We start from the raw sequence: 23546 nt of genomic DNA, 5'->3' as shown, positions 1-23546 counted from the left end.
TCCTGTACGGCCTGGGGTCAGGCTTTGGGTGTCTTGGGGGTGCGTGGGGCGCGGGGTTTCTTCAGCAGGGCGGGCTTTTCCTCGGCCTCGCTGGCGGCGGGCTTGGCCGCCCGAGGGCGGCGGGTGGGGGTGACCGGGCCGGAGGAGGTGTCCACCGCCCGAGGCTTGCTGGCCGGCCGCGAGGTGGGTTCCGGCGGGGTGTCGCGGGGCTTCTCGCGCTGGGCCAGCTTGCGCGCCATCTCCCAGTGACGAGCGTCCTGGCCGTGGGGACGGCCCTCGGATTCCCAGATCTGGTAGGCGAGTTCGCGGACGCGCTGATCGTCGGTGTTCATGGCATGACTCCTGTGGCATGGGGGCGGAAACACAGCAGGTTGACTGGGAAGTCGGCGAGCGCCCGGGACAGGGCCAGGCCTTCGGGACCCACCTGGGGCGGCTCGCGGCTGAACACACCGGCGAGGGCGCCGGTGGCCGGGTCGAAGGGCAGTTCCACGCGGGTATCGCCCCAGCGCAGGGGCGGCACCTGGGGCACCTCGGTGCCTTCCAGCAAGGCATCCACCAGGCGCGGGGCGATCACCACCAGGTATTCGCCGTCGCGCTGGCGGGCGAAGGCGATCACCCGCTCGGCGTGTTCGCCGTGCACCGGCAGGGGCTGGTAGTCGCCCCGGGCGAACAGCCCGGCGCGGGCGTAGCGCACCGACAGCACGCTGCCGACCAGCCACTGCTTGATGCGCCCGTCGCGCCAGCCCAGCAGCAGGTCGGCCTGGTCGCGCAGGGTGCCCAGGGCGTCGATGCGCGCGGCGTAGTCCACCGGCCGGCGGTTGTCCGGGTCCACCAGGCTGAAGTCCCAGAACTCGGTGCCCTGGTAGAGGTCCGGTACCCCTGGCGTGGTCATGCGCAGCAGGCATTGCACCAGCCCGTTGAGGGCGCCGCCGGGGGCGATGGCCATGGCCGCGTCGGCAATGACGCGACGCAGCTGGGCGGCGGCATCGCTGCCCAGCAGGCTGTCGAGGAAGGCACGGCAGGCGCCCTCGTAGTCGCCGTTGGGGGCACTCCAGCTGGTCTGCAGCTTGGCTTCGCGCAGGGCCTTTTCCTGCCAGCGCAGCAGGCGCTCGCGGTAGGCGGCGAGGCCGGCGTGGTCGTCGGCTGCCAGGTCCAGCGGCCAACTGCCCAGCAGGCACTGGTAGAGCACCAGCTCGTCGCCGGGGCTGATGGCCAGCGGGCCGGTGGCTTCGCGCAGGGGCGCGGCCAGGCGTCGCCACTGTTCGCAGCACTCGGCGAACCAGGCAGCGCGCTCGCTGAGCACCGCCAGGCGCGCGCGGCTGTCCTCGCCGCGCTTGTGGTCATGGGTGGCGGTGGTCAGCAGGTTGTCCGGGAAGCTCTGCGCGCGGGCCTGGCAGGCCGCGTGGAAGGCCTCCAGCGGGGCGCTGAAGCGTTGCGGGTCGAAGCCCACGTCGTTGCGCGAGAGCAGCACCGCCGAGCGGTAGCAGGCGGTGTCCTCCACGGCCTTGGCCGCCGCCGGCGCGGTGAGCTGCTGGAAGCGCGCCACCACCTGCCGGCGCATCCGGCGCTGGGCCAGGGGCACGGCCCGCAGCGGTTCGCCGCCGAGCCAGCGCTCCAGGTGGTCGAGCAGCGGGCGGTCGGCGTCGCCCAGTTCGGCGCAGGCCGCGTCGAAGGCCTGGCGGAACAGTCGCTGGTCCTGGGTGGAGCGGCCGCAGGCGTTGACGTAGGTGCGGTAGACGCTGAACTGACCGATCAGCGCGTGCAGCGCCCGGCGGATGCCGCCGAGGGTCAGGTCGCGGGTCGCCAGGTCGCTGCGCGCCACCTGCAGCAGGGCCTGGGCGAGGTTCTCCAGGTCGCCGGCGAGGTTGCTGCCGAGGATCAGTTCGCGGGCCTCGCGGACCTCGTCGAGGAAGCGCGGCGAACGCCCGCTGGTCTCGCTCCACAGGCCGCACAGCTGCAATTCGCCGAGGGGCGAGTGCTGCAGCAGCGACACCTGGTTCATGAATTCGTAGCCGGTGGTGCCGTCCACCTGCCAGTCGCCGGGCAGCGCCTCGTCGGGGCCGAGGATCTTCTCCACGTAGAGGGGGAAGGGCTGCTCCGCCAGGCCGGCCGGGCGTTGTGCCGCCAGCCGCTGCACCCGGCGGCGCAGGCGGCGGCAGTAGCCGCGCGGGTCGGCCAGGCCGTCGACGTGGTCCAGGCGCAGCCCGTCCACCAGGCCGCGCTGGATCAGCTCGAAGACCTTGGCATGCACCGCTTCGAACACCTCCGGGCGTTCCACCCGCAGGCCGCCCAGCTCGTTGATGTCGAAGAAGCGCCGCCAGTTGATGTCGTCGGCGGCGGTGCGCCAGCTGGCCAGGCGGTAGTGCTGGCGCTCCAGCAGGGCGTGCAGGCGTTCGAAGCCCGTCGGGTCGTCGCCGCGGAACGCCGCCAGGGCGTTCGCCAGTGCCTCGCCGGTCGGCGCGGCGCGGCCCAGGGCCTGGCGCAGCTCCCGGGCGCGCTGCCAGGCGTCGGCGGAGCCTTCGAGGGCGTCGAAGCTGGCGGCCAGGGCCTGCAATGCCGGGTCGTCGGCGCGCCGCAGCACCTCGCCGTAGGTGGCCGGCCAGAGCGGGAAGCGGTGGTCGAAATGCTGGGCGTAGAGCGCGCCGCTGCTGCCGTCGTAATGCAGGCGCACCTCGCCGGCGGCGAGGACTTCCGCGTAGTCGCTGCGCAGGAAGGGGATCAGCAGCTGCCCGCGCAGCAGCGGGTCGTGGGATTGCCACTGGATGTCGAAGAACTGCGCATAGGGGCTGGCGCGGCCCCATTCGAGCACGTCCAGCCACCAGGGGTTGTCGCCGCCGCCCACGGCCATGTGGTTGGGCACCAGGTCGAGGATGAGCCCCATGTGGTGCTCGCGCAGGGCGGCCACCAGGCGCTCCAGGGCCGGCTCGCCGCCCAGCTCGGGGTTGACCCGGGTGGGGTCGACCACGTCGTAGCCGTGGGTGGAACCGGCCCGGGCCTGGAGCACGGGCGACAGGTACAGGTGGCTCACGCCGAGGCGGGCGAAGTAGGGCACCTGGGCGCGGGCGTCGTCGAGGGTGAAGCCGGCGTGCAGTTGCAGGCGCAGCGTGGCACGCAGTTCAGTCATGGGGGTGTTCCTGTTGCCGGCGGGTGTGGTCGAGGCGCTGCAGGCGGGCGCTCACCTCGGGGCGTTCGAGCAGGCTGGCGGCGGCCTCCGGCCAGCGCCGGCGCCAGTTGGGGTGCAGGTCGCCGGGGCCGGGGAGGTTGGGTTGCTCCTCGCTGCCGACGGCGTCCTCCAGGGGCAGCAGCACCAGGGGCGCGGGGGTCCTGCCGATGAAGGCGATGGCCGCATCGAGGTCGTCTTCGGGGGCCTGGTCGTGGCGCTGGCCGCTGGCGTGCAGGGCGCTTTCCAGGGCCTGGCGTTCCCGCTGGCGGTGCTCACGGTCGGCCTCGGCCTGCTCGGGCCGGGTCTGGCCGGCGGCCTCGCGCCAGTGGATGTCGCGTCCGGCGAGCCAGCCACGCAGGGTCGGCAGGTCGTGGGTGGTGGTGGTGGCCAGGGCATCCGCCGGCCAGGCGTCGGGCGGCGTGAAGCGACCGTCGGCCTGCTCGAACAGCAGCACGCGCATGCCGAGGATCAGCCGCCGGCCGAGGGCTTCGCGCAGCCCCTCGGGCACGGTGCCGAGGTCTTCACCGACGATCAGCGCGCGGTGGCGGGTGGCTTCCAGGCAGAGCAGGCGCAGCAGGTCTTCGCGGGGGTAGTTGAGGTAGGCGCCATGCCGGGGATCGGCGCCTTCCGGTAGGACCCAGAGGCGCTGCAGGCCCATTACGTGGTCGATGCGCAGGCCGCCGGCGTGGGCGAGGTTGGCCCGCAGCATCTCGATGAAGGCGCGGAAGCCCTGTTGGCGCAGGCCCTCGGGGGAGAAGGCGGAGATGCCCCAGGCCTGGCCGCTGCGGTTGAGGATGTCCGGCGGGGCGCCCACCGTCAGCGACGGCAGCAGTTCGGCCTGGCGCGCCCAGGCCTGGCTGCCGGCACCGTCGGCGCCCACGGCCAGGTCGGCGATCAGCCCGACGGCCATGCCGGCACCGCGCGCGGCACTCTGGGCGCGGTCCAGCCCGCGCGCCACCAGCCACTGGGCGAAGGCGTGGAAGCGCACTTCGTCGGCATGCTCTTCGGCGAAGCGCAGCACCGCCGGGCTGGCGGGGTCGCGGTAGGGCTCCGGCCAGGTGCGCCAGTCGGTGGGCAGGCCGCTGCGGCTCATGAAGCCGTGCAGGGCTTCGAAGCGGCAGTGCTGCAACAGGGCGTCGCCGGCGTGCTGGCAGAAGCTGTCGAAGTCGACGCTGTGCAGGTTCTCCCCGGCGGCGAAACCCTGGTAGAGCTGGCGCAGCAGCTGCAGGCGGGCGGCGGAGGCGGCCGGCCAGTCCACCAGCGGCAGGGACTCCAGGCGTTGCAGCTCGGGGCCGAGGCCGGTGGCGAGGACCGCCTCGCGCCAGGCGCGGTCGCCGAGGATGCTGGCCGGCGCGGCGTGCAGCACGTTGAACAGCAGGCGGCTGGAGGGCGAATAGGGGCTGTAGCGCTGCAGGTCGGCGCTGAACATGGCGTGCACCGGGCTCAGGGCGATGGCGTCGGCGCCCTGGGCGGCGGCGCTGCGCACCAGCTCTTCCAGGGCCTGGGTATCCCCCAGGCCGCCGTCGCCGGGGCGGCGCAGGCCGTACAGCTGGGCCGCCAGGCCCCAGATGTGGCGGCGGCGGTGGTCGCTGAGCTGGGCGACGCTGGGGCAGGCCGGCGGGGCGACGGCGAGGGTCACCGCCTGGTCGCCCAGGTGCAGCTGGTGGTAGCCCCAGGCGGTGAGGGCGGGCAGGCGCGCCTGGTCGTCCAGGTGGCCATCCACCACGCCGCCGTCTTCCAGCTGGACGCGGAAGGCGGCGCCGGGCCGGGCATGGGCGTCGAGCGCCAGGGGCTGGCCCTGGTCCAGGGTCAGCAGCCGGGGCAGGGTGGCGGCCTCATGCCGGGCCTGCAGGTGGGCCAGGCTGCCGGCGATCTGCTGCTCGCTCTGGGCCGGGTAGCCGAGGGCCTCCAGCAGCGCGCGCAGGCTGTCGGGTGCGACCTGTTGCGGGCGGCCGTCGGCGTCGGTCCAGTGGACGCTGAACCCCGCCGCCGTGGCCAGGGCTTCCAGCTGGGCGTCGCTCATCGCGGGTCCTCCAGGGTGACCACCACGCTGTGGGGCGGCAGCACGCCCTGGCGGTAGTCGGCGTCGTCGATGCCGTCGGCATGCAGGGTGCGGGCCTCGGGGTGGGGCAGCGGGGTGCGCACGGTGACCGCCGAGAGGTTCAGGTCGATGCGCAGGTGGCTGCCGTCGCCCAGCCGCCAGCCGGCGGAGACGGCCTTGTCCTCCAGCACCCGCGCGCCGATGGCCTGGCTGCCCGGCAGGCGCGGCACCAGGTGGGCATGGCGCACCTGCAGCAGGCGCTGGTAGAGCCGGCGCCAGGCCTCGGCATCGGTTTCGGTGGCAGCGGCGCTGTCGGGCATGGAGCGGCTGAAGGTGGAGAAATCGTTGGGGTCGGGGATGGCGTCGCGCTGCTCGGGCCGGGTGAAGGCGCTGAAGGCGGCGAACTCGGCGCGGCGGCCTTCGCGCACGGCCTGGCCGAGGGCTTCGTTGTGGGAGGTGAAGTACAGGAAGGACTGCTCGGAGCCCCATTCCTCGCCCATGAACAGCAGCGGCACCATGGGGCTGAGCAGCAGCAGGGCGACGCTGGCCCGCAGCGCGGCGGGTTCCGCCAGGCTGGCCAGGCGCTCGCCCAGGGCGCGGTTGCCCACCTGGTCGTGGTTCTGCAGGAACAGCACGAAGGCGGTGGGCGGCAGGTGCGCGCTGGGTTCGCCGCGCTGGGCGCCGCGCGGGCTGGTCTCGCCCTGGTAGACGAAGCCTTCGCCCAGGCAGCGGGCCAGGTGGCTGGTGGGTTCGCGGGCGAAGTCGGCGTAGTAGCCCTCGTCCTCGCCGGTGAGCAGCACATGCAGCACGTTGTGGCCGTCGTCGTTCCACTGGGCGTCGAAGCCCTGTTCCAGCAGGCTGGCGGCGTTGTCTTCGTTCTCCAGCACCAGGTGCACGTGGCGCCCGGCGGTGGCGCGGCGCACGCGGTCGGCCAGCTCGACGAGGAAGTCGCGGTCGGGGATGGCGTGCACCGCATCCAGGCGCAGGCCGTCCATGCGGTAGTCCAGCAGCCACATCAGCGCGTTCTCGCAGAAGAAGTCGCGCACCTGCACACGGCGGAAGTCGATGGCCGGCCCCCAGGGGGTGTGGCGGTCGTCGCGGAAGAAGGCGCCGGCGTAGCGGCCGAGGTAGTTGCCGTCCGGGCCGAAGTGGTTGTAGACCACGTCCACCAGCACCATCAGGCCCAGCTCGTGGGCACGGTCCACCAGGGCGCGCAGCTCGTCGGGGGTGCCGTAGGAGGATTCCGGGGCGAACGGCAGCACGCCGTCGTAGCCCCAGTTGCGCGCGCCGGGGAATTCGGCCAGGGGCATGAGTTCGATGGCGGTCACCCCCAGTTCGGCGAGGCCGGGCAGCAGGGCGGTGACCTGGCTGAAGCCGCCGAGCAGGCCGACGTGCAGTTCGTAGATCACCGCTTCGTGCCAGGGGCGCCCGTTCCACTCGGTGCAGCGCCAGGCGTAGCGGGACGGGTCCTGCACCTCGCTGTCGCCGTGCACGTCGTCCAGCTGGCGGCGCGAGGCCGGGTCGGGCACCTCCAGTTCGCCGTCGATGCGGAAGCGGTAGGCGGTACCGGCCCCCACCGGCAGCTGCACGCTGTACCAGCCGTCGGCGTGGGGAGCCATGGGGTGGGTCTCGCCCGAGGCGAGGCGCAGTTCCACCTGGCGGGCATCCGGTGCCCAGAGGGCGAAACGGGTGCTGCCGTCGTCCTGGAGCCAGGCGCCGTGGCTGCGTGTGACCGGGTACATCAGCGCGCCCCTCCGCTGGCGAGGGTGACGCGCTGGCCGATCAGCCGCTGGTACAGCTGGTCGTAGGGCAGCACCGACTCGCGCCAGAACAGCGGCGCGGCCATGGCCTGGCAGCGCATGGCGTCCAGCAGCTCGGGGTGGCGGTAGACGTTCAGCGCGCGCTGCACGGCGTCCCAGTAGCTGGCGGCATCGGGCTCGCGGAACAGGAAGCCGGTCACGCCGTCCTCGATGGTGTCCGCCAGGCCGCCGGTGCAGCGGGCGATGGGCAGGGAGCCGAAGCGCTGGGCGTACATCTGGCTCAGGCCGCAGGGCTCGAAGCGCGACGGCATGAGCAGGAAATCGCTGGCGGCGAACAGGCGGCGGGCGTCGGTCTCGTTGAAGCCGACGCGCACGCCGATGCGTCCGGCATGGCGCTGCGCCAGGGCCTCCATGGCCAGCTCCAGTTCGGGCTCGCCACGGCCGATCACCGCCAGGCGGCCGCCCTGGGCGACGATGCGGTCGGCGATCTCCAGGGTCAGGTCGATGCCTTTCTGCTGCACCAGGCGCGAGACCACGGCGAACAGCGGGGCGGGTTCGCTGTCCAGGCCGTAGAGCTGCTCCACGTAGCGGCGGTTGGCCTGCTTGCCCTGCCAGGCGCGGGGGGCGAAGCCTTCCACCAGGTGGGTGTCGCTGCGCGGGTCCCAGCTCTCGTCGATGCCGTTGGTGATGCCGCTCAGGCGGCCTTCGGCGACGCGCTGGCGCAGCATGCCTTCCAGGCCGCAGCCGAAGGCCTCGGTGGTGATCTCGCGGGCGTAGTTGTCGCTCACCGTGGTGGTGTGCCGGGCGTGGGCGATGCCGGCCTTGAGGAACGACAGCTTGCCGTAGAACTCCATGCTCTCGGGGCGGAAGGCCTGCTCCGGCAGGCCCAGCTCGGGGGCGCTGTGGGGGTCGCAAAGGCCCTGGTAGGCCAGGTTGTGGATGGTGAACACGCTGGGGGTGGCCTGGCCGCGCCAGGCCAGGTAGGCCGGCGCCAGGCCGCTGGGCCAGTCGTTGGCGTGCACCAGCTCGGGCACCCAGCTGAGGCCGGCCTGGCCGCCGGCGAGGTCGGCGGCGGCCAGGCCCAGGCGGGCGAAGCGAATGTGGTTGTCGGCCCAGTCGCGGCCATGGGCGTCGCCATAGGGGGTGCCTTCGCGCTCGTACAGCTCGGGGCAGATCAGCACGTAGACGATCAGCCCGTCCGGCAGGTCCATGCGCCCGACCCGGCAGGGCGGCAGGGCGGCGTGCCCCGGCAGGCGGCCGATGACCCGGATCGGGTGGCCGCTGTGCAGCACCGAGCGGTAGCCGGGGATCAGCACGCGGATGTCGTGGCGGGAGGCGAGGGCTCGGGGCAGGGCAGCGGAAACGTCCCCCAGGCCACCGACCTTGACCAGGTCGGCGAACTCCGAGGTGACGAAGAGGATTCGTTTTTTCTGGCTATTGGTTCCAAGGCTTTCCACGTGCAACTGGGGCCGACTGGCGAGGGTGGACCCCAGGCCTTCGAGTTGAAGGCTCACTACCGCATTTCCCATACCATCCTCCGCTTTCGAATATCCCTGAACGGGGCGGCGGAGCGCCGGGGCGCAAGCCATCTATCACTGCTGGCGGTCCGGGCCGCCGGCCGCTTGGAAGATGAGTTGAAGGTCCCGACGCAGACGTCCGCTCCCCACATGAATCGAGACCGGAGGCCCGGCGGGATAGTTTCGACTTTATTTCCCGGCGGCCTCCGCCGGACGGTGGCGCTGCGGGGGGAACTCGGCCCCGGGGCCGGCCTTCATAGCTAGCAACAGCGAACGGAGGAAAGGGCCATGCAGCATGTCGAGCAGGTGGTGAGCTTCCTGGAGCGGTACCAGTTGACCCTGGTGACCGCCGAGTCCTGCACGGCGGGGCTGATGACGTCGATCCTCGCGGACGTGCCCGGGTGCGGGCAGGTGCTGGACGCGGGCTACGTGGTGTACTCCCCCGAGGCCAAGCAGCGCTGCCTGGGGGTGTCGCCGGACACCATGGAGCGCTTCGGCCTGACCAGCGAGGAAGTCGCCCGGGAAATGGCCCTGGGGGCGCTGGAGGCCGCCGACCGTGCCGGTGTGGCCCTGGCCAACACCGGGCTGGCCGAAGGCGCCGGCGAGGCGGATGGGCTGGTGTGCTTCGCCTGCGCCATGTACCTGGACGGCGAGCCCTGGGTGGTGAGCGAGCAGCGCCATTTCGACGGGGAGCGCAACACGGTGCGCGAGCAGGCGGCCCGCCATGGCCTGCTGCAGCTGCCCTATTACTACGAGCGCCTGCACCAGGCCTGGGCGGTGCGCCAGCCGGTGGATCAGACCGGCGGCTGACGCTCGGGCCCGGCGATGGGGCCGTCGCCAACTGCCGGGGCCTGGGGCGGCTGCAGCGAGCGCAGTTCGGCCCGCATGCGCGGCAGGCTGTCGGGGTAGTTGCGGTTGACGAAGCTGATGAGGTTCTCCCGCAGGTAGCAGCGCAGGTCCCAGTTGCGCGAGGAGTCGGCGGAGCTGACCAGCACCCGAAGCTGCATGGCGCGGTCGGTGGCGTCCACCACCTGCAGCACGCTGACGCGGCCGTCCCAGAGCTTGGGCTGCTCGCCGCAGAGCCGGTCCAGCTCGCGCCGCAGGGGCTCCAGGGGCAGGGCGTAGTCGACCCAGATGATCACCGCGCCGGTGATCGACGCGCCGACCCGGGTCCAGTTCTGGAAGGGGTTCTCGATGAACCACTGCAGCGGCACCACCAGGCGGCGGTCATCCCAGATGCGTACGACGACATAGGTGCCGGTGATCTCCTCGATGCGCCCCCACTCGCCCTGGACGATCACCACGTCGTCCAGGCGGATCGGCTGGGTCAGGGCGATCTGCAGGCCGGCGATGAGGTTGCCCAGCACCGGCTTGGCGGCGAAACCCACCGCCAGCCCGGCCACCCCGGCCGAGGCCAGCAGGCTGGTGCCCAGCTGCCGGGCGGTGGGGAAGGTCATCAGCATGCAGGCCACGCCGAACAGCACCACGAAGAAGCTCAGAGTGCGCACCAGCACGCGGGTCTGGGTCTGGATGCGGCGGGCTTGCAGGTTGTCGGCGATGTCCACCGGGTGGCGCAGCAGGATCACCTGCTGCACCGCGTCCACCGCGCGCAGGCCGAGCCAGGTGAAGGTGCCGATCAGCACCAGGGAGGTGAGGCGGCGCAGCGGCTCGATGAACAGCAGGTCGTCCGGCGCGGAGCTGAGCACCGTCTGCACCCCCAGCAGCGGCAGCAGCAGGTACAGCGGGCGGCGCACCCGCTGCAGCAGCTCGCGCAGGAACAGCACGGGGCGGGTCAGGCGCTCGAACACCCGCAGGACGGCGCGGGACACCAGGGACAGGACGAGGAAGACCGCGAGGACGGTGAGCAGCAGGCGCAACTCGGGCCAGGGCAGGTGGGGCAGCCAGGCTTCGGGCATGGGGCACTCCTGGAAGGGCGGGTTTTCGATGGCCGGGGCGCTCGGCGAGGCAGCGACGCGTCGGGCCAACGGTTGGGGACTCCCTGTTAGTGACCCGGTGAGGGGGAGGGGGTTCGGGTGAATCGCCCTGGCCGTTCGTCGTCCTTACACAACCTTTACCCGGGCGCTGCGATCCGTTTTTCGCCGTTGCGGTCTGAACAGGCATCCCGGCACCTGTCCCGCCGGGCAGGAGGAAAACCATGTTTCGTCGTTTGCCCCAGGTGGCCCTGTTGGTGGGAGCCGCCGCACTTGCCGGCCAGGCGTCCGCCCATGGGCATGATGCCGGCCCGGCGATCGTCGGCGCCGTCGTGGGGGCCGTGGTCGGCGGAGCCATCGTCGCGTCCCGTCCGGCGCCGGTCTATGTGGAACAACCCGCTCCGGTGTACGTGCAGCCGGCCCCCGTCTACGTGGCGCCGCCGCCACCGCCGCCGGTCTACGTCTATCCGGCACAGCCGGTGTATTACCAGAGCGTGCCGGTGTACGCCCCGCCGCCGCGCTACTACGGGCCCGGGCCCCGTTACTACGGCCCGCCTCACCGCTGGGGTGGCCCGCACTGGTAACCCTTGCCAACGAGCCCCACTCCGGTGGGGCTCGCTGCGTCTGGCGACCGTTCGGCGGCTGGGGCGAACGCACAGCGGCACGGGGCTTCCAAGCTCCATCGCCACCCGAGGGAACACCCATGGAACGCCCGATCGCCGCAGCGGATGCCTACCGGTTCGGAACCACCTGTGAACGCGCCGTACGCCCCGGCACCCGCCCGGAAGGCTCGGGCAGCCTGGCCCGTCGCGACGAACCCGCACCGGGCAGCCTGCTCATGGAGCGCAACGCCGTCACCGTCGAACGACGGGGCGAGCCGGGTGATTCACGGGGCTGAGATCTGTCTCTCGCCGCTAGGCCAGATATGCATTCATTTTCTGGTGTGCCTTTGAAAAGCCATACAAGCACTTGCCTACATGAAAGGAACAGGAGGGGTTCTTGCGCACATCGGACTTGTGCCTGGCGAAGGAAAGTGATGCGGGGATGCTGCCCCTTCAGGAGGCCGAACGGAATCGTCGTGGAAGGGGTTGAGCGACATGGATGTCGCGAGAGCGCTGTCGGGCCAGGGATGGCCCGTCAGCGCGGGCCCCTGGAGCGACGATGGAGCGAGGGAAGTCCCGCGCAGCGGGACCCGTATGCAGGGGCGAGCCTTTTTGGTTTCTTTTTTGGCGACTGAAAAAAGAAACTCGCCAGGCAAGGCGAAACAGGCGACATCAGCAGGGCTCGGTAATCAGCCTGACCCCGCAGGACGGTGCTGGGACATGATCAATCGGTTAGCATCGCGGCCTTTGCCCGGCCATGTGCGCCGGGCCCCGACAGGCTGCAGGCACATGAACAGAGACGACATCCCTTCCTTCGGCATCGGCACCCAGCTGTCCATGCTCGGGCGCGACCCTTCCGAGCAGTACGGCTTCGTCAACGGCCCGCTGTACCGGGGCTCCACGGTCATCTACAAGACCCTCGACGACATCGAGCAGCGCCGCGCGCGCTTCTCCTACGGCACCGCCGGCACGCCCACCCTCGCCAACCTGGAAGATGCCTGGACCCAACTGGCCGGCGCCGCTGGCACGGTGCTCTCGCCCTCGGGCCTGGGCGCGGTGTCCCTGGCGCTGTTCAGCACCACCCGCGCGGGTGACCACATCCTGGTGCCGGACAGCGTCTACCGGCCGACCCGGCATTTCTGCAACCACATGCTGGCCCGCTACGGCGTCACCACCACCTACTACGACCCGATGATCGGCGCCGGCATCGAGGCGCTGATGCGCCCCGAGACCACCACGCTGTTCCTCGAAGCGCCGGGCTCGCAGACCTTCGAAGTGCCGGACCTGCCGGCCCTGGTGGAGGTGGCGCGGCGGCGCGGGGTGCGCACTATCCTCGACAACACCTGGGCGACACCGTTGTTCCTGCGGGCCCATGGCCTGGGCATCGACCTGACGGTGGAGGCGGGCACCAAGTACCTGGGTGGGCATTCGGACCTGCTGCTGGGCCTGGTGACGGCCAACGCCGAATGCTGGCCGGCCCTGCGTGCCACCTACGACAGCATGTCCATGCTGCCGGGGGCCGAGGATTGCGTACTGGCGCTGCGCGGCCTGCGCACGCTGAAGCTGCGGCTGGAAGAGGCCCAGCGCCGGGGCCTGGAAATGGCCCACTGGCTCAAGGCCCGGCCGGAGGTGAAGCGCGTGCTGCACCCGGCCTTCGAGGACTGCCCCGGGCATGCGCACTGGAAGCGTGACTTCACGGGGGCTTCGGGGCTGTTCTCCATCGTCCTGGAGGATCGCTACAGCCGCGAGGGCCTGGCGGCCATGCTGGACCACCTGCGGGTGTTCAGCATGGGCTTCTCCTGGGGCGGCTACGAGAGCCTGGTGATCCCCTTCGACTGCCGCAGCTACCGCACCGCCACGGCCTGGACGGAGCCGGGCTTCTGCCTGCGCCTGCAGATCGGCCTGGAGGACATGGACGACCTCAAGGCCGACCTGGCCGAGGGCTTCGCCCGGCTGGCGGCCTGCTGAGGCGGTTCAGTCCAGCACGTCGTGCAGGACGTCCTGGATGAGCCCGGTGGCCACGGCCACCAGCAGCAGGTCGGTCCCGGCCTGCACCCAGTCGTAGCCGGGATAGGACGGCAGCCGCTGCAGCAGGCGGCCGTCCAGCTTGCGGGCGATGCCGGGCGGCAGCGGCTTGCCCCGCGCGAGGTTCTTGCGGATGCCCGGGGGCAGCGAGGCGCCGGGGCTCCAGTAGTCGCGGTTGTCCTGCAGGACGATGCGGATGCCGCCGAGGTCGATGCTCGGCCCCGCCGACTGGGTGGCCGCATTGCCGTGGCCGCCGTGCCCATTGCCGTTGCCATGACCGTTGTTGCCCTTGCCGTTGCCATTGCCGGGCGACGCCAGGGCGGAGGCGCTCGCGCCCGCCAGCAACAGGGCGCAGGCGAGCAGCAGCGGGCGGTGGTTCGGGGTGTGCATGATCAGGACTCCGTGGAGTGGGGGCGGGCAGAGGGCCGCGGAACCGGCCCCAGCAGGCAGGGCCCACGGGCCACCATGGCGGTGGCCTGGGCCGTGGACACCGGTGGGCTGAAGTAATACCCCTGGCCTTGCCGGCAGCCGACGCTCTGCAGCCATTCCAGCTGCCGCTGCGTCTCGATGCCTTCGGCAACGGTGGGGATGCCGAGTTCCTGGCTGAGGCCGAGCATGGCCCGCAGGATGCTTTCGTCCTTGCTGCCGTTGTCCAGCGCGGCGACGAACTGGCGGTCGATCTTGAGCTTGTCGAAGTTGTAGCGGCTGATGTGGGCGAGGGACGAGTAGCCGGTGCCGAAGTCGTCCAGCGACACGCGGATGCCCATGGCCTGCAGCGCCTGGATGTTGGCGTTGGCCCGCTCGACGTGGTCGATCACGGCGGTCTCGGTCACCTCCAGCTCCAGCCGCCGGGGCGGGAAGCCCACCTTGTTGAGGATGCGCGAGACGTGGAACGGCAGGCTTTCGTCGGCCAGGTCGATGGCGCTGAGGTTGAACGAGAGGAACACGCCGGTGGGCCACTGTCGGGCTTCCTCACAGGCGCGCTGGAGCAGCTCGCGGGTGATGCGGGTGATGTAGCCGAGGCGCTCGGCTGCGGGGATGAACTGCGCCGGCCCCAGGCTGCCGGCCTCGGGGTGGTCGAGCCGGGCGAGGGCCTCGAAGCCGAGGATTTCGCCGCTTTCCAGGGCGACGATGGGTTGGTAGTCCACCCGCAGGTAGCCGGCCTTCATGCCTTCGTCGAGCAGCTTCACCAGGCGCGTCTGCTGCTCCAGTTCGGTGTCGTTGCCGGGCTCGTAGAACACCACCATGTTGCGCCCCTCGCGCTTGCCTGACTGCACGCAGAAGGCGGCGCGGGCCATGAGGTCGTCCAGTCGCCGACCATCGTCCGGGTAACGGGCGACGCCGAGGGTGGCGCTGACTTCGATACGTGCGTCCTCATGCTGTACCGGCTGGCGGATCAGCTCCAGCAGGGCCTCCAGCAGGGCGCTGGCGGCGGTGTGGCTCTTCTGGGAATGCAGCACCAGGGTGAATTCATCGGCACCGCTGCGGCCGATCAGGTCGCCCTCGGGCAACGCGGTAGACAGCCGGCGGGCCAGCACCTGCAACAGGTGGTCGCCGGCCTCGTGGCTGTGCAGGTCGTTGACCAGGCGGAAGCCGTCCAGGTCCACCAGCACGAAGTAGAACGGCGAGTCAGAAACCCCCAGGCAGGGTTCCAGGTGGCTGCGCAGCCCCCGGCGGTTGGGCAGGCCGGTGAGCATGTCGTGTTCGGCCAGGCGCGTGACCTTGAGTTCCGCGCTGCGCCGGGCCTGGGCCTCCCAGCGCATTTCCATCAGCCGGCGCACGCCGAAGATGAAGCCGCACCAGCCCACCAGGCTGAGCATCAGCAGGATCTCGTCCAGTTCCCAGTGCTCGTGACGCACGGCCGCCCGTTGCAGGAGGTCGCCCACATCGAAGTGGACCAGCAGGGCGAGGCTGACCAGGGCGAACAGCAGGATCAGGACGATGTCACGCTTCATCCGGCCGGTGCGTGGGCGGGCAGGGCGGTCGTGGGTATCGGGCATGCGGGATCGGCACTCCGGAGCCCCGGCGCAGGGCTGTCGCCGGGGATACGGAAAATATAGACGCGCCTGGTGAGGGTGGGGGCCCGCTGAATCTAACGGGGCCGGGCGATGGCGCAGGCACCATCACCCGGCTGCGTTCGCTCAGCCCAGCTCGCGCACCGCGCGCCAGGCTTCGTCGATGGCGGCGTGGGCGTAGGCGCTCCAGGCCGCGTCGGAGTTGGCGATGGTGACGTTGCCCAGCTTGCGGCGGGCGAGGTTCATCAGCTTCTCGCTCTCGTCTTCGTCGTCGAACAGGCTGTTGGAGAAGTAGGCGTAGCCGTGGGACCAGCGGTTGACGGTGATGGCGAGGATGTCCTTCTCGTGGTCGAAGCCGGCCGGGCCGAGCATGGCCTGGAGCTGCTCGCGGATCATCGTTTCCATCTGCTCGAAGCTCATGGCGTAGAGCTTGCCGCGGCCGACCCGGGCCTGGGTGCGGGCGTCCATGCCCATGCCGGGGCTGGTGGGCACGTAGACCATGTGCAGGCCGATGGGCTGGGCCGGGTCGCGGGGGTGGCGGTAGCCGCCGATGTCCACCGGGTAGTCGAGCTTGACGCGGCTGTAGGGCTGGCTGGGGGCGTAGATCTCGTGGACGCCGAGCTTGGCGAAGCTGTGCCAGTTGCGGATCACCACCTTGGTGTACACCAGCGGGAACTTGACGTTCTGCGCCAGGGCGTGGGCCTGCGGGGCGGGCAGGTCGCGGAGCAGGTAGGGAATCATCATGTTGTAGCAGGCCAGCACGCAGTGCCGGGCGCGCACGCGGTGCAGCTGGCCGCCACGGCTGTAGCCCACGTCCACGGCGCCGGCGCGGTTGCGCACGCTGACGGCGGTGCTGTTCAGGCGCAGGCGCACGGCGTTGGAGGGCAGGTCAAGGCGGGCGTAGTCGAAGTCGGCGAGGACGATGTCGTCCATGCCCTTGCCGGCGGCCACGCCCGGGATCAGGCTGCGCACCAGCAGGCGCGCCACCGAGGCGTTGCCGTCGGGGAAGTGGTAGATGTACGGCTCTTCCATCTCGGCCTTGGCTTCCTCGCTGATGGGCGAGAGGTCCATCGCGGCGAAGCCGGGGAAGCCCACGGCGTAGGCATCCGCTGCGGCAACGGCGTCGATGCTGAGGGCGGAGAAGTCGTTGGTGCGGCTGAGGAAGTAGCGGGTGGCGGCTTCGCTCAGGCCGACGTCCTTGCGCAGGAAGTCCTGGTAGCTGGTCTTGGCCAGGTGGGCTTCCTTCTCCTCGCGGCTCTTGCCAGCCAGGTAGTCACGGGGCGCTTCGTGCAGGGCGATGAGGGCCTCGCGGTCGGCCTCGGGCAGCGGGAAGTCGTTGATGAAGGCGCGCCAGTTGCGGGCGTTGAGTTTTTCCGGGGCGATGTCGTCGGCCACCATCGGCGTCGGGTCGCCGGTCACCAGCTTGTCTTCACCGAAGCCGGCCTTGTCGAAGAACACCCCGCGGGACAGCCCGAGGCCGGGGTAGAAGTCGCGGTCGAAGGCGGTCTCGAAACGGTCGATGTCCACCCCCAGCTGTTTGAGCAGGCCGTTCACCTGGCTGCTGTAGAGGTGCTTGGGCGACTGGAAGGCTTCGCTGCCGCCGTAGCCGAGGATCATCCGGCCGCCGGCCTGGAATTCGTTGCGCTTGGCGTGGCCGCCGAAGTCGTCGTGGTTCTCGACGATGAGGATGCGTGCGTCGGGGTTCTGCTGCCGGTAGAACCAGGCCGCCGAGAGGCCGCTGATGCCGCCGCCGACCACCACCAGGTCGTACTGCTCCTCGATGGGCAGGCCGTCGGTGTCGAACACCTTCTTCTCCCAGCCCATCTGGTGCGCCACGTCGAAGGAGCCGGGGTGGCTGCCGCGCAGGCCGGTGAGGGCAGGGGGGTAGTAGCGCCCGGAGGGGGCTGCGCGCAGCAACTGCAGCGGGGTGAGGCCGAGGCCGACGGTCAGGGCGGCGCCGTTGAGGAAGTCGCGGCGGGTGATGCTCATGGTGTACCTGCAAGGCGTTTGTTGTGGGTGCGGGCGCCCGGATCATTGCCGGGCCCCCGTGGGCTTACCAGCCCAATTGCTTATTGAAGCCGAGGGCGTCGTAGTAGTCGCCCTGGTAGACGATCTTGCCGTCCTTGATACGGACGAAGCTGACCCCTTCGAACTTCAGGGGCTTGCCGGTGGCCGGGGTCTCGGCGCTCCAGGCGCCGCTGTTGGTGCCGGCGAATTCCCACTGGAAGGCGATGCCGTCGGGCCCGACGATGGGCGCGCTGGTCATCTTCCAGGTCAGGTCCGGCACGGCGCCGATGAACACCTTGATGACGTTGTCGCGGGCCGCTGCCTTGCCATTCTGCGGCGTGCCGACGGTGGCATCGAAGTACACCGCGTCATCGGCGAGGAAGGTGGCGGCCTTGTCGGCGTCGTGGGCGTTCCAGGCGGCCATGTAGCCTTCGACGACGGACTTGGCGTCGCTGGCGGCCTGGGCGAGACCGGCGGCGGTGCAGAGCAGGATGAAGCTGAAACTACGCAGGGTGGTTCGCATTTCGGGTTCTCCTGGGGGTGGGGTGCAGCGGTGGTGAAGCAAAGCCAGTGGAGAGGAGCCCGTAGCCCGGGCTTCAGCCCGGGAGCAGGTCCCACAAGAGCGGGCGAATGAATTCGCCCCTACAGGGGGTGCATGAAGCGCTGAGCGTCGAGCGCGCAGGCCGGGCTAGGCGAGAAGCGCGGAGAAAGCGGAATGTACTGCAGTACATGAGCATTTCGACGTGCTTCTCAACAACGCCCGGGCCAGCGAGCGGCGCTCAGGGTCAGTGTTTGAACATGACGTGGCGGATGGCGGTGTAATCCTCGAGTCCGTACATCGACATGTCCTTCCCATAGCCCGACAGCTTCACGCCGCCGTGAGGCATTTCGCTGACCAGCATGAAGTGGGTGTTGACCCAGGTGCAGCCGTACTGCAGGCGGGCGGCGAGGCGGTGGGCGCGGCCGACGTCGGCGGTCCACACGGAGGAGGCCAGGCCGTAGTCGGAGTCGTTGGCCCACGCCAGCGCCTGGGCTTCGTCGTCGAAGGCGGTGACGGAAACCACCGGGCCGAAGATCTCGCGGCGCACCACTTCGTCGTCCTGGCGGGCATCGGCCAGCACGGTGGGCTCGAAGAAGAAGCCGGGACGGTCGGCACGCTTGCCGCCGGTGACCACGCGAATGTGGCTCTGCTGGCGGGCGCGCTCGACGAAGCCTTCGACGCGGGCCAGGTGCTGTTCGGTGATCAGCGGGCCGAGTTCGGTCTGCGGGTCGTCCTGTTCGCCGTAGCGGATGCTGGCGACGGCGGCGCCGAGCTTCTCGACGAACTTCTCGTAGATGCCTTTCTGGGCGTAGATGCGGCAGGCAGCGGTGCAGTCCTGGCCGGCGTTGTAGAAGCCGAAGGTGCGGATGCCTTCCACGGCGGCGTCGATGTCGGCGTCGTCGAAGATGATCACCGGGGCCTTGCCGCCCAGCTCCATGTGCATGCGTTTAACGGTGTCGGCGGTGCCGGCGATGATGCGGCTGCCGGTGGCGACCGAGCCGGTGAGGGAGACCATGCGCACCTTGGGGTGGGTGGTCAGCGGCTCGCCGACGCTGGGGCCACGGCCCACCACCAGGTTGACCACGCCGGCAGGGAAGATCGAGGCGATCAGCTCGCCCAGGCGCAGGGCGGTCAGCGGGGTCTGCTCGGAGGGCTTGAGGACCACGGTGTTGCCGGCGGCCAGGGCCGGGCCGAGTTTCCAGGCGGCCATCATCAGCGGGTAGTTCCAGGGGGCGATGGAGGCGACCACGCCCACCGGGTCGCGGCGGATCATCGAGGTGTGGCCCGGCAGGTACTCACCGGCGGCGGAGCCCTGCAGGCAGCGGCTGGCACCGGCGAAGAAGCGGAACACGTCGGCCACGGCCGGCAGTTCGTCGTTCAGCGCGGCGCTGAAGGGCTTGCCGCAGTTCTGCGACTCCAGGCGCGCCAGTTCTTCGGCGTGGGTGTCGATGGCATCGGCGAGCTTGAGCAGCAGCAGGGAGCGGTCCTTCGGGGCGGTCTGCGACCAGCCGTCGAAGGCGGCGTCGGCGGCGCGTACGGCGGCGTCGACCTGGGCCGGGGTGGCTTCGGCGATTTCCACCAGGGTGCTGCCCAGGGAGGGGTTCAGGACGGCGAGCTTCTCGCCTTCGCCAGCGACCAGTTGGCCATTGATCAGGAGCTTGGTTTGCATCGTTGAAGTCCTCTTGTTCTTGAACGGGGAACGTCGTCGTTCGGCTGGGGTTCGGGCTTGGGGCGAGCGGCTATTTGCCGCTGCCGGCCACGCCTTCGCCCCCTTTGGTCAGGTAGTAGGCGCCGAGGATCGGCAGCATGGTCACCAGCATCACCAGCATGGCCACCACGTTGGTCACCGGTACGTCACGCGGGCGGCTGAGCTGGTTGAGCAGCCAGATCGGCAGGGTGCGCTCGTGGCCGGCGGTGAAGGTGGTGACGATGATCTCGTCGAAGGAGAGGGCGAAGGCGAGCATGCCGCCGGCCAGCAGGGCCGAGCCGAGGTTCGGCAGGATCACGTAGCGGAAGGTCTGCCAGCCGTCGGCGCCCAGGTCCATGGAGGCCTCGATGAGGCTGTTGGAGGTGCGGCGGAAGCGGGCGATGACGTTGTTGTAGACGATCACCACGCAGAAGGTGGCGTGGCCGATGACGATGGTCATCAGGCCGGGCTCGATCCCGAGGGCCTTGAACGCCGCCAGCAGCGCGATGCCGGTGATGATGCCGGGCAGGGCGATGGGCAGGATCAGCATCAGCGAGATGCCTTCCTTGCCGAAGAACTCCCGGCGGTACAGCGCGGCCGCGGCCAGGGTGCCGAGCACCATGGCGATGAGCGTGGCGATGCTGGCGACCTTGAGCGAAAGGACGATGGATTCGATCACGTCCTGGCGCTCGAAGGCGACGCTGAACCAGTGCAGGGTGAAGCCCTGGGGCGGGAAGCTGAACGCGGCGTCTTCGGTGTTGAAGGCGTACAGGAAGATGATGAGGATCGGGAAGTGCAGGAACACCAGCCCGCCCCAGGCGGCAGCCTTGAGGCTCCAGGAAGCGTTTTCAGAGTGCATCGAAGGCCCCCAGGCGTTTGACGATGGACAGGTACACGGCGATCAGCACGATGGGCACCAGGGTGAACGCGGCGGCCATGGGCATGTTGCCGATGGCGCCCTGCTGGGCGTAGACCATGCTGCCGATGAAGTAGCCGGGCGGGCCCACCAGCTGCGGCACGATGAAGTCGCCCAGGGTGAGGCTGAAGGTGAAGATCGAGCCGGCGGCGATGCCGGGCACCGACAGCGGCAGGATCACCTGCATGAAGGTCTGCCGCGGGTGCGCGCCGAGGTCGGCCGAGGCTTGCAGCAGCGACGGCGGCAGGCGCTCCAGGGAGGCCTGGATCGGCAGGATCATGAACGGCAGCCAGATGTAGACGAATACCAGGAAGCGCCCGAAGTTGGAGGTGGACAGGGTGTTGCCGCCCACGCCGGGGGTCGCCAGCAGCAGGTTCAGCAACGGCTCCAGGCCCAGGTGCTGGACGAACCACATGGCGACGCCGCCCTTGGCCAGCAGCAGGGTCCAGGCGTAGGCCTTGACGATGTAGCTGGCCCACATCGGCATCATCACGGCGATGTAGAAGAACGCCTTGGTCTTGCCGGTGGTGTAGCGCGCCATGTAGTAGGCGATGGGGAAGGCCAGGGCGGCGCTGGCCACCGAGACCGCCACGGCCATCACCAGGGTGCGCTGGATGATGTCGAAGTTGGCGGCCTGGAACAGGGCCTGGAAGTTCGCCAGGGTCAGGTCGGTGGAGACCGCCATGGTGAAGTCATCGAAGGTGTAGAAGCCCTGCCACAGCAGCGTCAGCAGCGAGCCGAGGTAGACCGCGCCGAACCACAGCAGCGGCGGCACCAGCAACAGCGAGAGGTACAGCGTCGGCTTGCGGTAGAGCAGGTTGGACAGGCGCCGCATCGGGCCCTTGGGGGCCTGCGCGCGGGCGGCGTTGAGTGTCAGTTCCATCTCAGGCGCCCTCGTTCAGCAGCACCATCGCCTCGCGGGCCCAGCGCAGGGTGACGCGCTGGCCGCTCTGGTGGGCGAGGTCGATGGCTTGCCATTGGTCGTTGGCCTGGCTGACGCAGAGGTTCTGGCCGTTGTCCAGGCGGATCTCGTAGCGGGTGGCGGCGCCCTGGTACTGGATGTCGTGCAGCAGGCCGCTCAGCTCCACCTCGCCGCTGGCGCAGGCACCCTGGGCGAAGCGGATGTGCTCGGGGCGGATGGAGAAGGGTTGCGGGTTGCCGGTGAGCTGGCGGGCCAGGTCGTCGCGCAGGACGTTGGAGGTGCCGACGAACTCGGCGACGAAGGGGGTGGCCGGCTTCATGTAGAGGTTGCGCGGGGTGTCCACCTGCTCGATGCGGCCCTTGTTGAACACGGCCACGCGGTCGGACATGGACAGCGCTTCGCTCTGGTCGTGGGTGACGAAGATGAAGGTGATGCCCAGCTGGCGCTGGAGCTTCTTCAACTCGCTCTGCATCTGCTCGCGCAGCTTGAGGTCGAGGGCGCCGAGGGGTTCGTCCAGCAGCAGCACGCGGGGGCGGTTGACCAGGGCACGGGCCAGGGCCACGCGCTGGCGCTGGCCGCCGGACAGCTGCACCGGTTTGCGGCCGCCGTAGCCGCCCAGGGCCACCATGCCCAGGGCCTCTTCGGCACGGGCCAGGCGCTCGGACTTGGCCACGCCCTTGACCTTGAGGCCGTAGGCGACGTTCTCCAGCACGCTCATGTGCGGGAACAGGGCGTAGTCCTGGAAGACGGTGTTGACGTCCCGCAGGTAGGGCGGCAGGCCGGCGGCCTCCTCGCCGTGGATGCGGATGGAACCCGCGCTGGGCTGCTCGAAACCGGCGATCAGGCGCAGGCAGGTGGTCTTGCCCGAGCCGGATGGGCCGAGCATGGAAAAGAACTCCCCGTCCTGGATATCGATGGAAACCCGGTCGACAGCCTTGACCTCGCCAAACTGGCGGGAGACCTGGGTGAATTGAACGGCGGGAGTGGTCATGGTGCGTGCTCCGGTAAAGCGAAAAGGGTGCAGGTGTGGCGTAAGAGCCCCTCGCCAGCGGCGAGGGGAGGGTGCGGGGCACCGGGCTGGGCCGAGCGAGCGGTCCGAGGGCTAGGCGCCCCGCAGCGAGACGCGAGACATACCGTGTGGTAGGCGAGCGTCGAGCGAGGACGCAACGACGCCCTCGGGTCGCGCAGCCGGGTCAGCGGCCGCCCATGATCGCGATGTAGTCCTGGGTCCACTTGCTATAGGGGACGAACTTGCCGCCCTCGGCCTGCGGGGTCTTCCAGAAGGCGATCTTGTCGAACTGGTCGTAGCCGTTGGTGCTGCAGCCTTCGGCACCCAGCAGGGCGCTGGCCTTGCAGCCTTCCGGCGCGGCGGGCACGGAGCCGAACCAGGCGGCGACGTCGCCCTGGACCTTGGGCTCCAGGGACCAGTTCATCCACTTGTAGGCGCAGTTGGGGTGCTGGGCCTCGGCGTGCAGCATGGTGGTGTCGGCCCAGCCGGTGACGCCTTCCTTGGGGAACACGGTGGCGATGGGCTGGCCTTCGGTCTTCAGGGCGTTGGCCTGGTACGGCCAGGCGCTGGAGGCGACCACGCCTTCGTTCTTGAAGTCGCTCATCTGCACGGTGGTGTCGTGCCAGTAGCGGTGGATCAGGTCGTGCTGCTTGCGCAGCAGGTCGAGCACGGCGGCGTACTGCTTCTCGTCGAGCTGGTAGGGGTCGGTGATGCCCAGAGCGGGCTGGGTGGCCTTGAGGTAGAGGGCGGCGTCGGCGATGTAGATCGGGCCGTCATAGGCCTGTACGCGGCCCTTGTTGGGTTTGCCGTCGGGCAGGTTCTGCGCTTCGAACACCACGGACCAGCTGTCCGGTGCCTTGGTGAAGGCCTGGGCGTTGTACATCAGCAGGTTCGGGCCCCACTGGTAGGGGGTGCCGTAGGTCTTGCCGGCGACGGTGTACCAGGGTGCGTCCTTCAGGCGCGGGTCGATGTTCTTCCAGTTGGGGATCAGGTTGGGGTCGATGGGCTGCACGCGCTTGCCGTAGATCAGGCGCAGCGAGGCGTCACCGGAGGCGGTGACCAGGTCGTAGCCGCCCTTGGCCATGAGGCTGACCATCTCGTCGGAGGTGGCGGCGGTCTTCACGTTGACCTGGCAGCCGGTGTCCTTCTCGAACTGACTGACCCAGTCGTAGTTCTTGTCGGACTGGCCGCGTTCGATGTAGCCGGGCCAGGCGACGATGTCGAGGCGGCCTTCGCCGGCTCCCACGGCGGTGATGGCGTCGGCGGCCTGGAGGCTGGCACTGGCGAGCAGGCCGGTGGTGATGGCGCTGAGCAGGGTGATCTGGCGCATTGGTGTCTCCCTCGTTGTTGTCTCTTTTGGTAGGGCAGCTTCAATGGGGTGCAGCGTCCCGCGTGCGGCCGGGATGAGCG

19 protein-coding genes are annotated in these 23546 nt (G+C 70.0%); 4 read left to right on the top strand and 15 right to left on the bottom strand.

All coding sequences use genetic code 11. The features are described from left to right. Positions 1-17 precede the first annotated feature (17 nt). The 5 genes from PotMrB4_RS14565 to glgA are packed head-to-tail and all read right to left on the bottom strand — an operon-like array spanning position 18 to position 8493. On the bottom strand, positions 18-332 hold the full coding sequence (locus PotMrB4_RS14565; RefSeq protein ID WP_172433714.1) for a DUF2934 domain-containing protein: 315 nt from the start codon (positions 330-332) through the stop codon (positions 18-20). Beyond that, positions 329-3124, bottom strand: a complete 2796-nt coding sequence (locus tag PotMrB4_RS14560; RefSeq protein WP_172433713.1) for a malto-oligosyltrehalose synthase — start codon at positions 3122-3124, stop codon at positions 329-331. The genes PotMrB4_RS14565 and PotMrB4_RS14560 overlap by 4 nt, the downstream gene beginning before the upstream one ends. Continuing rightward, on the bottom strand, positions 3117-5186 hold the full coding sequence (gene malQ / locus PotMrB4_RS14555) for a 4-alpha-glucanotransferase (protein WP_172433712.1): 2070 nt from the start codon (positions 5184-5186) through the stop codon (positions 3117-3119). The genes PotMrB4_RS14560 and malQ overlap by 8 nt, the downstream gene beginning before the upstream one ends. After that, on the bottom strand, positions 5183-6946 hold the full coding sequence (gene treZ, locus PotMrB4_RS14550; protein WP_172433711.1) for a malto-oligosyltrehalose trehalohydrolase: 1764 nt from the start codon (positions 6944-6946) through the stop codon (positions 5183-5185). The genes malQ and treZ overlap by 4 nt, the downstream gene beginning before the upstream one ends. Continuing rightward, the gene (gene glgA / locus PotMrB4_RS14545; RefSeq protein WP_074971717.1) at positions 6946-8493 is read right to left on the bottom strand and encodes a glycogen synthase GlgA; all 1548 of its coding nucleotides are present in this window, start codon (positions 8491-8493) and stop codon (positions 6946-6948) included. Before glgA ends, treZ begins: the two co-directional genes overlap by 1 nt. A 276-nt stretch (positions 8494-8769) precedes the next feature. Here glgA and PotMrB4_RS14540 point away from each other — a divergent pair, with 276 nt between their 5' ends. Next, complete coding sequence (locus PotMrB4_RS14540; RefSeq protein ID WP_044402706.1) at positions 8770-9291, top strand: CinA family protein; 522 nt, start codon at positions 8770-8772, stop codon at positions 9289-9291. On the opposite strand, the gene PotMrB4_RS14535 is transcribed toward PotMrB4_RS14540, so the two are convergent. After that, positions 9276-10397 (bottom strand): mechanosensitive ion channel family protein, encoded by a 1122-nt coding sequence (locus PotMrB4_RS14535; protein ID WP_172433710.1) that lies wholly within the window; start codon positions 10395-10397, stop codon positions 9276-9278. The genes PotMrB4_RS14540 and PotMrB4_RS14535 overlap by 16 nt on opposite strands. A 239-nt stretch (positions 10398-10636) precedes the next feature. On the opposite strand from PotMrB4_RS14535, the gene PotMrB4_RS14530 reads away from it, so the two are divergent. The 3 genes from PotMrB4_RS14530 (at position 10637) to metC (ending at position 12982) form a co-directional block, all read left to right on the top strand. Beyond that, positions 10637-10996, top strand: coding sequence for a hypothetical protein (locus tag PotMrB4_RS14530; RefSeq protein ID WP_160482561.1), 360 nt, complete (start codon positions 10637-10639; stop codon positions 10994-10996). Between the two features lie 119 nt (positions 10997-11115). Next, positions 11116-11310 carry a hypothetical protein gene (locus PotMrB4_RS14525; protein ID WP_172433709.1) on the top strand — a complete coding sequence of 65 codons (195 nt, stop codon included), beginning with the start codon at positions 11116-11118 and terminating at the stop codon, positions 11308-11310. A 493-nt stretch (positions 11311-11803) separates the two neighbouring features. Next, positions 11804-12982, top strand: coding sequence for a cystathionine beta-lyase (gene metC, locus PotMrB4_RS14520; RefSeq protein ID WP_172433708.1), 1179 nt, complete (start codon positions 11804-11806; stop codon positions 12980-12982). A 6-nt stretch (positions 12983-12988) separates the two neighbouring features. Here the strand turns inward: metC and PotMrB4_RS14515 are convergent, their stop codons facing one another. The 9 genes from PotMrB4_RS14515 to ydcS form a co-directional block, all read right to left on the bottom strand. Further along, positions 12989-13429 (bottom strand): anti-virulence regulator CigR family protein, encoded by a 441-nt coding sequence (locus PotMrB4_RS14515; protein WP_074971711.1) that lies wholly within the window; start codon positions 13427-13429, stop codon positions 12989-12991. Positions 13430-13431: 2 nt separating this feature from the next. Next, on the bottom strand, positions 13432-15039 hold the full coding sequence (locus PotMrB4_RS14510) for a putative bifunctional diguanylate cyclase/phosphodiesterase (protein ID WP_172433707.1): 1608 nt from the start codon (positions 15037-15039) through the stop codon (positions 13432-13434). Between the two features lie 141 nt (positions 15040-15180). Beyond that, entirely contained in the window at positions 15181-17043 is a 1863-nt protein-coding gene (locus tag PotMrB4_RS14505; protein ID WP_172433706.1) for an NAD(P)-binding protein, read from the bottom strand. 64 nt (positions 17044-17107) lie between these two features. Continuing rightward, positions 17108-17584 carry an ester cyclase gene (locus tag PotMrB4_RS14500; RefSeq protein ID WP_074971708.1) on the bottom strand — a complete coding sequence of 159 codons (477 nt, stop codon included), beginning with the start codon at positions 17582-17584 and terminating at the stop codon, positions 17108-17110. A gap of 262 nt (positions 17585-17846) precedes the next feature. Continuing rightward, a complete protein-coding gene (locus PotMrB4_RS14495) occupies positions 17847-19271 on the bottom strand; it encodes a gamma-aminobutyraldehyde dehydrogenase (protein WP_172433705.1) in 1425 nt (474 codons plus the stop codon). Positions 19272-19341: 70 nt separating this feature from the next. Beyond that, positions 19342-20148: an ABC transporter permease gene (locus tag PotMrB4_RS14490; protein WP_044402735.1), complete on the bottom strand. Its 807-nt coding sequence runs from the start codon at positions 20146-20148 to the stop codon at positions 19342-19344. Next, entirely contained in the window at positions 20138-21088 is a 951-nt protein-coding gene (locus PotMrB4_RS14485; protein WP_044402738.1) for an ABC transporter permease, read from the bottom strand. Before PotMrB4_RS14485 ends, PotMrB4_RS14490 begins: the two co-directional genes overlap by 11 nt. Position 21089: 1 nt before the next feature. Further along, on the bottom strand, positions 21090-22118 hold the full coding sequence (locus tag PotMrB4_RS14480) for an ABC transporter ATP-binding protein (RefSeq protein WP_044402741.1): 1029 nt from the start codon (positions 22116-22118) through the stop codon (positions 21090-21092). A gap of 202 nt (positions 22119-22320) precedes the next feature. Then, the gene (ydcS, locus tag PotMrB4_RS14475) at positions 22321-23466 is read right to left on the bottom strand and encodes a putative ABC transporter substrate-binding protein YdcS (RefSeq protein ID WP_172433704.1); all 1146 of its coding nucleotides are present in this window, start codon (positions 23464-23466) and stop codon (positions 22321-22323) included. Positions 23467-23546 lie beyond the last annotated feature (80 nt).

Origin of the sequence: Metapseudomonas otitidis (assembly GCF_011397855.1) — a bacterium.
Lineage (GTDB): Bacteria > Pseudomonadota > Gammaproteobacteria > Pseudomonadales > Pseudomonadaceae > Metapseudomonas > Metapseudomonas otitidis.
This window is presented reverse-complemented; position numbering and strand designations above follow the sequence as displayed.

What these genes read in the sequence shown, in the direction of transcription:
- PotMrB4_RS14565 (WP_172433714.1), bottom strand. Translation starts at nt 332, where the DNA reads ATGAACACCGACGATCAGCGCGTCCGCGAACTCGCCTACCAGATCTGG.
- PotMrB4_RS14560 (WP_172433713.1), bottom strand. Translation starts at nt 3,124, where the DNA reads ATGACTGAACTGCGTGCCACGCTGCGCCTGCAACTGCACGCCGGCTTC.
- malQ (WP_172433712.1), bottom strand. Translation starts at nt 5,186, where the DNA reads ATGAGCGACGCCCAGCTGGAAGCCCTGGCCACGGCGGCGGGGTTCAGC.
- treZ (WP_172433711.1), bottom strand. Translation starts at nt 6,946, where the DNA reads ATGTACCCGGTCACACGCAGCCACGGCGCCTGGCTCCAGGACGACGGC.
- glgA (WP_074971717.1), bottom strand. Translation starts at nt 8,493, where the DNA reads ATGGGAAATGCGGTAGTGAGCCTTCAACTCGAAGGCCTGGGGTCCACC.
- PotMrB4_RS14540 (WP_044402706.1), top strand. Translation starts at nt 8,770, where the DNA reads ATGCAGCATGTCGAGCAGGTGGTGAGCTTCCTGGAGCGGTACCAGTTG.
- PotMrB4_RS14535 (WP_172433710.1), bottom strand. Translation starts at nt 10,397, where the DNA reads ATGCCCGAAGCCTGGCTGCCCCACCTGCCCTGGCCCGAGTTGCGCCTG.
- PotMrB4_RS14530 (WP_160482561.1), top strand. Translation starts at nt 10,637, where the DNA reads ATGTTTCGTCGTTTGCCCCAGGTGGCCCTGTTGGTGGGAGCCGCCGCA.
- PotMrB4_RS14525 (WP_172433709.1), top strand. Translation starts at nt 11,116, where the DNA reads ATGGAACGCCCGATCGCCGCAGCGGATGCCTACCGGTTCGGAACCACC.
- metC (WP_172433708.1), top strand. Translation starts at nt 11,804, where the DNA reads ATGAACAGAGACGACATCCCTTCCTTCGGCATCGGCACCCAGCTGTCC.
- PotMrB4_RS14515 (WP_074971711.1), bottom strand. Translation starts at nt 13,429, where the DNA reads ATGCACACCCCGAACCACCGCCCGCTGCTGCTCGCCTGCGCCCTGTTG.
- PotMrB4_RS14510 (WP_172433707.1), bottom strand. Translation starts at nt 15,039, where the DNA reads ATGCCCGATACCCACGACCGCCCTGCCCGCCCACGCACCGGCCGGATG.
- PotMrB4_RS14505 (WP_172433706.1), bottom strand. Translation starts at nt 17,043, where the DNA reads ATGAGCATCACCCGCCGCGACTTCCTCAACGGCGCCGCCCTGACCGTC.
- PotMrB4_RS14500 (WP_074971708.1), bottom strand. Translation starts at nt 17,584, where the DNA reads ATGCGAACCACCCTGCGTAGTTTCAGCTTCATCCTGCTCTGCACCGCC.
- PotMrB4_RS14495 (WP_172433705.1), bottom strand. Translation starts at nt 19,271, where the DNA reads ATGCAAACCAAGCTCCTGATCAATGGCCAACTGGTCGCTGGCGAAGGC.
- PotMrB4_RS14490 (WP_044402735.1), bottom strand. Translation starts at nt 20,148, where the DNA reads ATGCACTCTGAAAACGCTTCCTGGAGCCTCAAGGCTGCCGCCTGGGGC.
- PotMrB4_RS14485 (WP_044402738.1), bottom strand. Translation starts at nt 21,088, where the DNA reads ATGGAACTGACACTCAACGCCGCCCGCGCGCAGGCCCCCAAGGGCCCG.
- PotMrB4_RS14480 (WP_044402741.1), bottom strand. Translation starts at nt 22,118, where the DNA reads ATGACCACTCCCGCCGTTCAATTCACCCAGGTCTCCCGCCAGTTTGGC.
- ydcS (WP_172433704.1), bottom strand. Translation starts at nt 23,466, where the DNA reads ATGCGCCAGATCACCCTGCTCAGCGCCATCACCACCGGCCTGCTCGCC.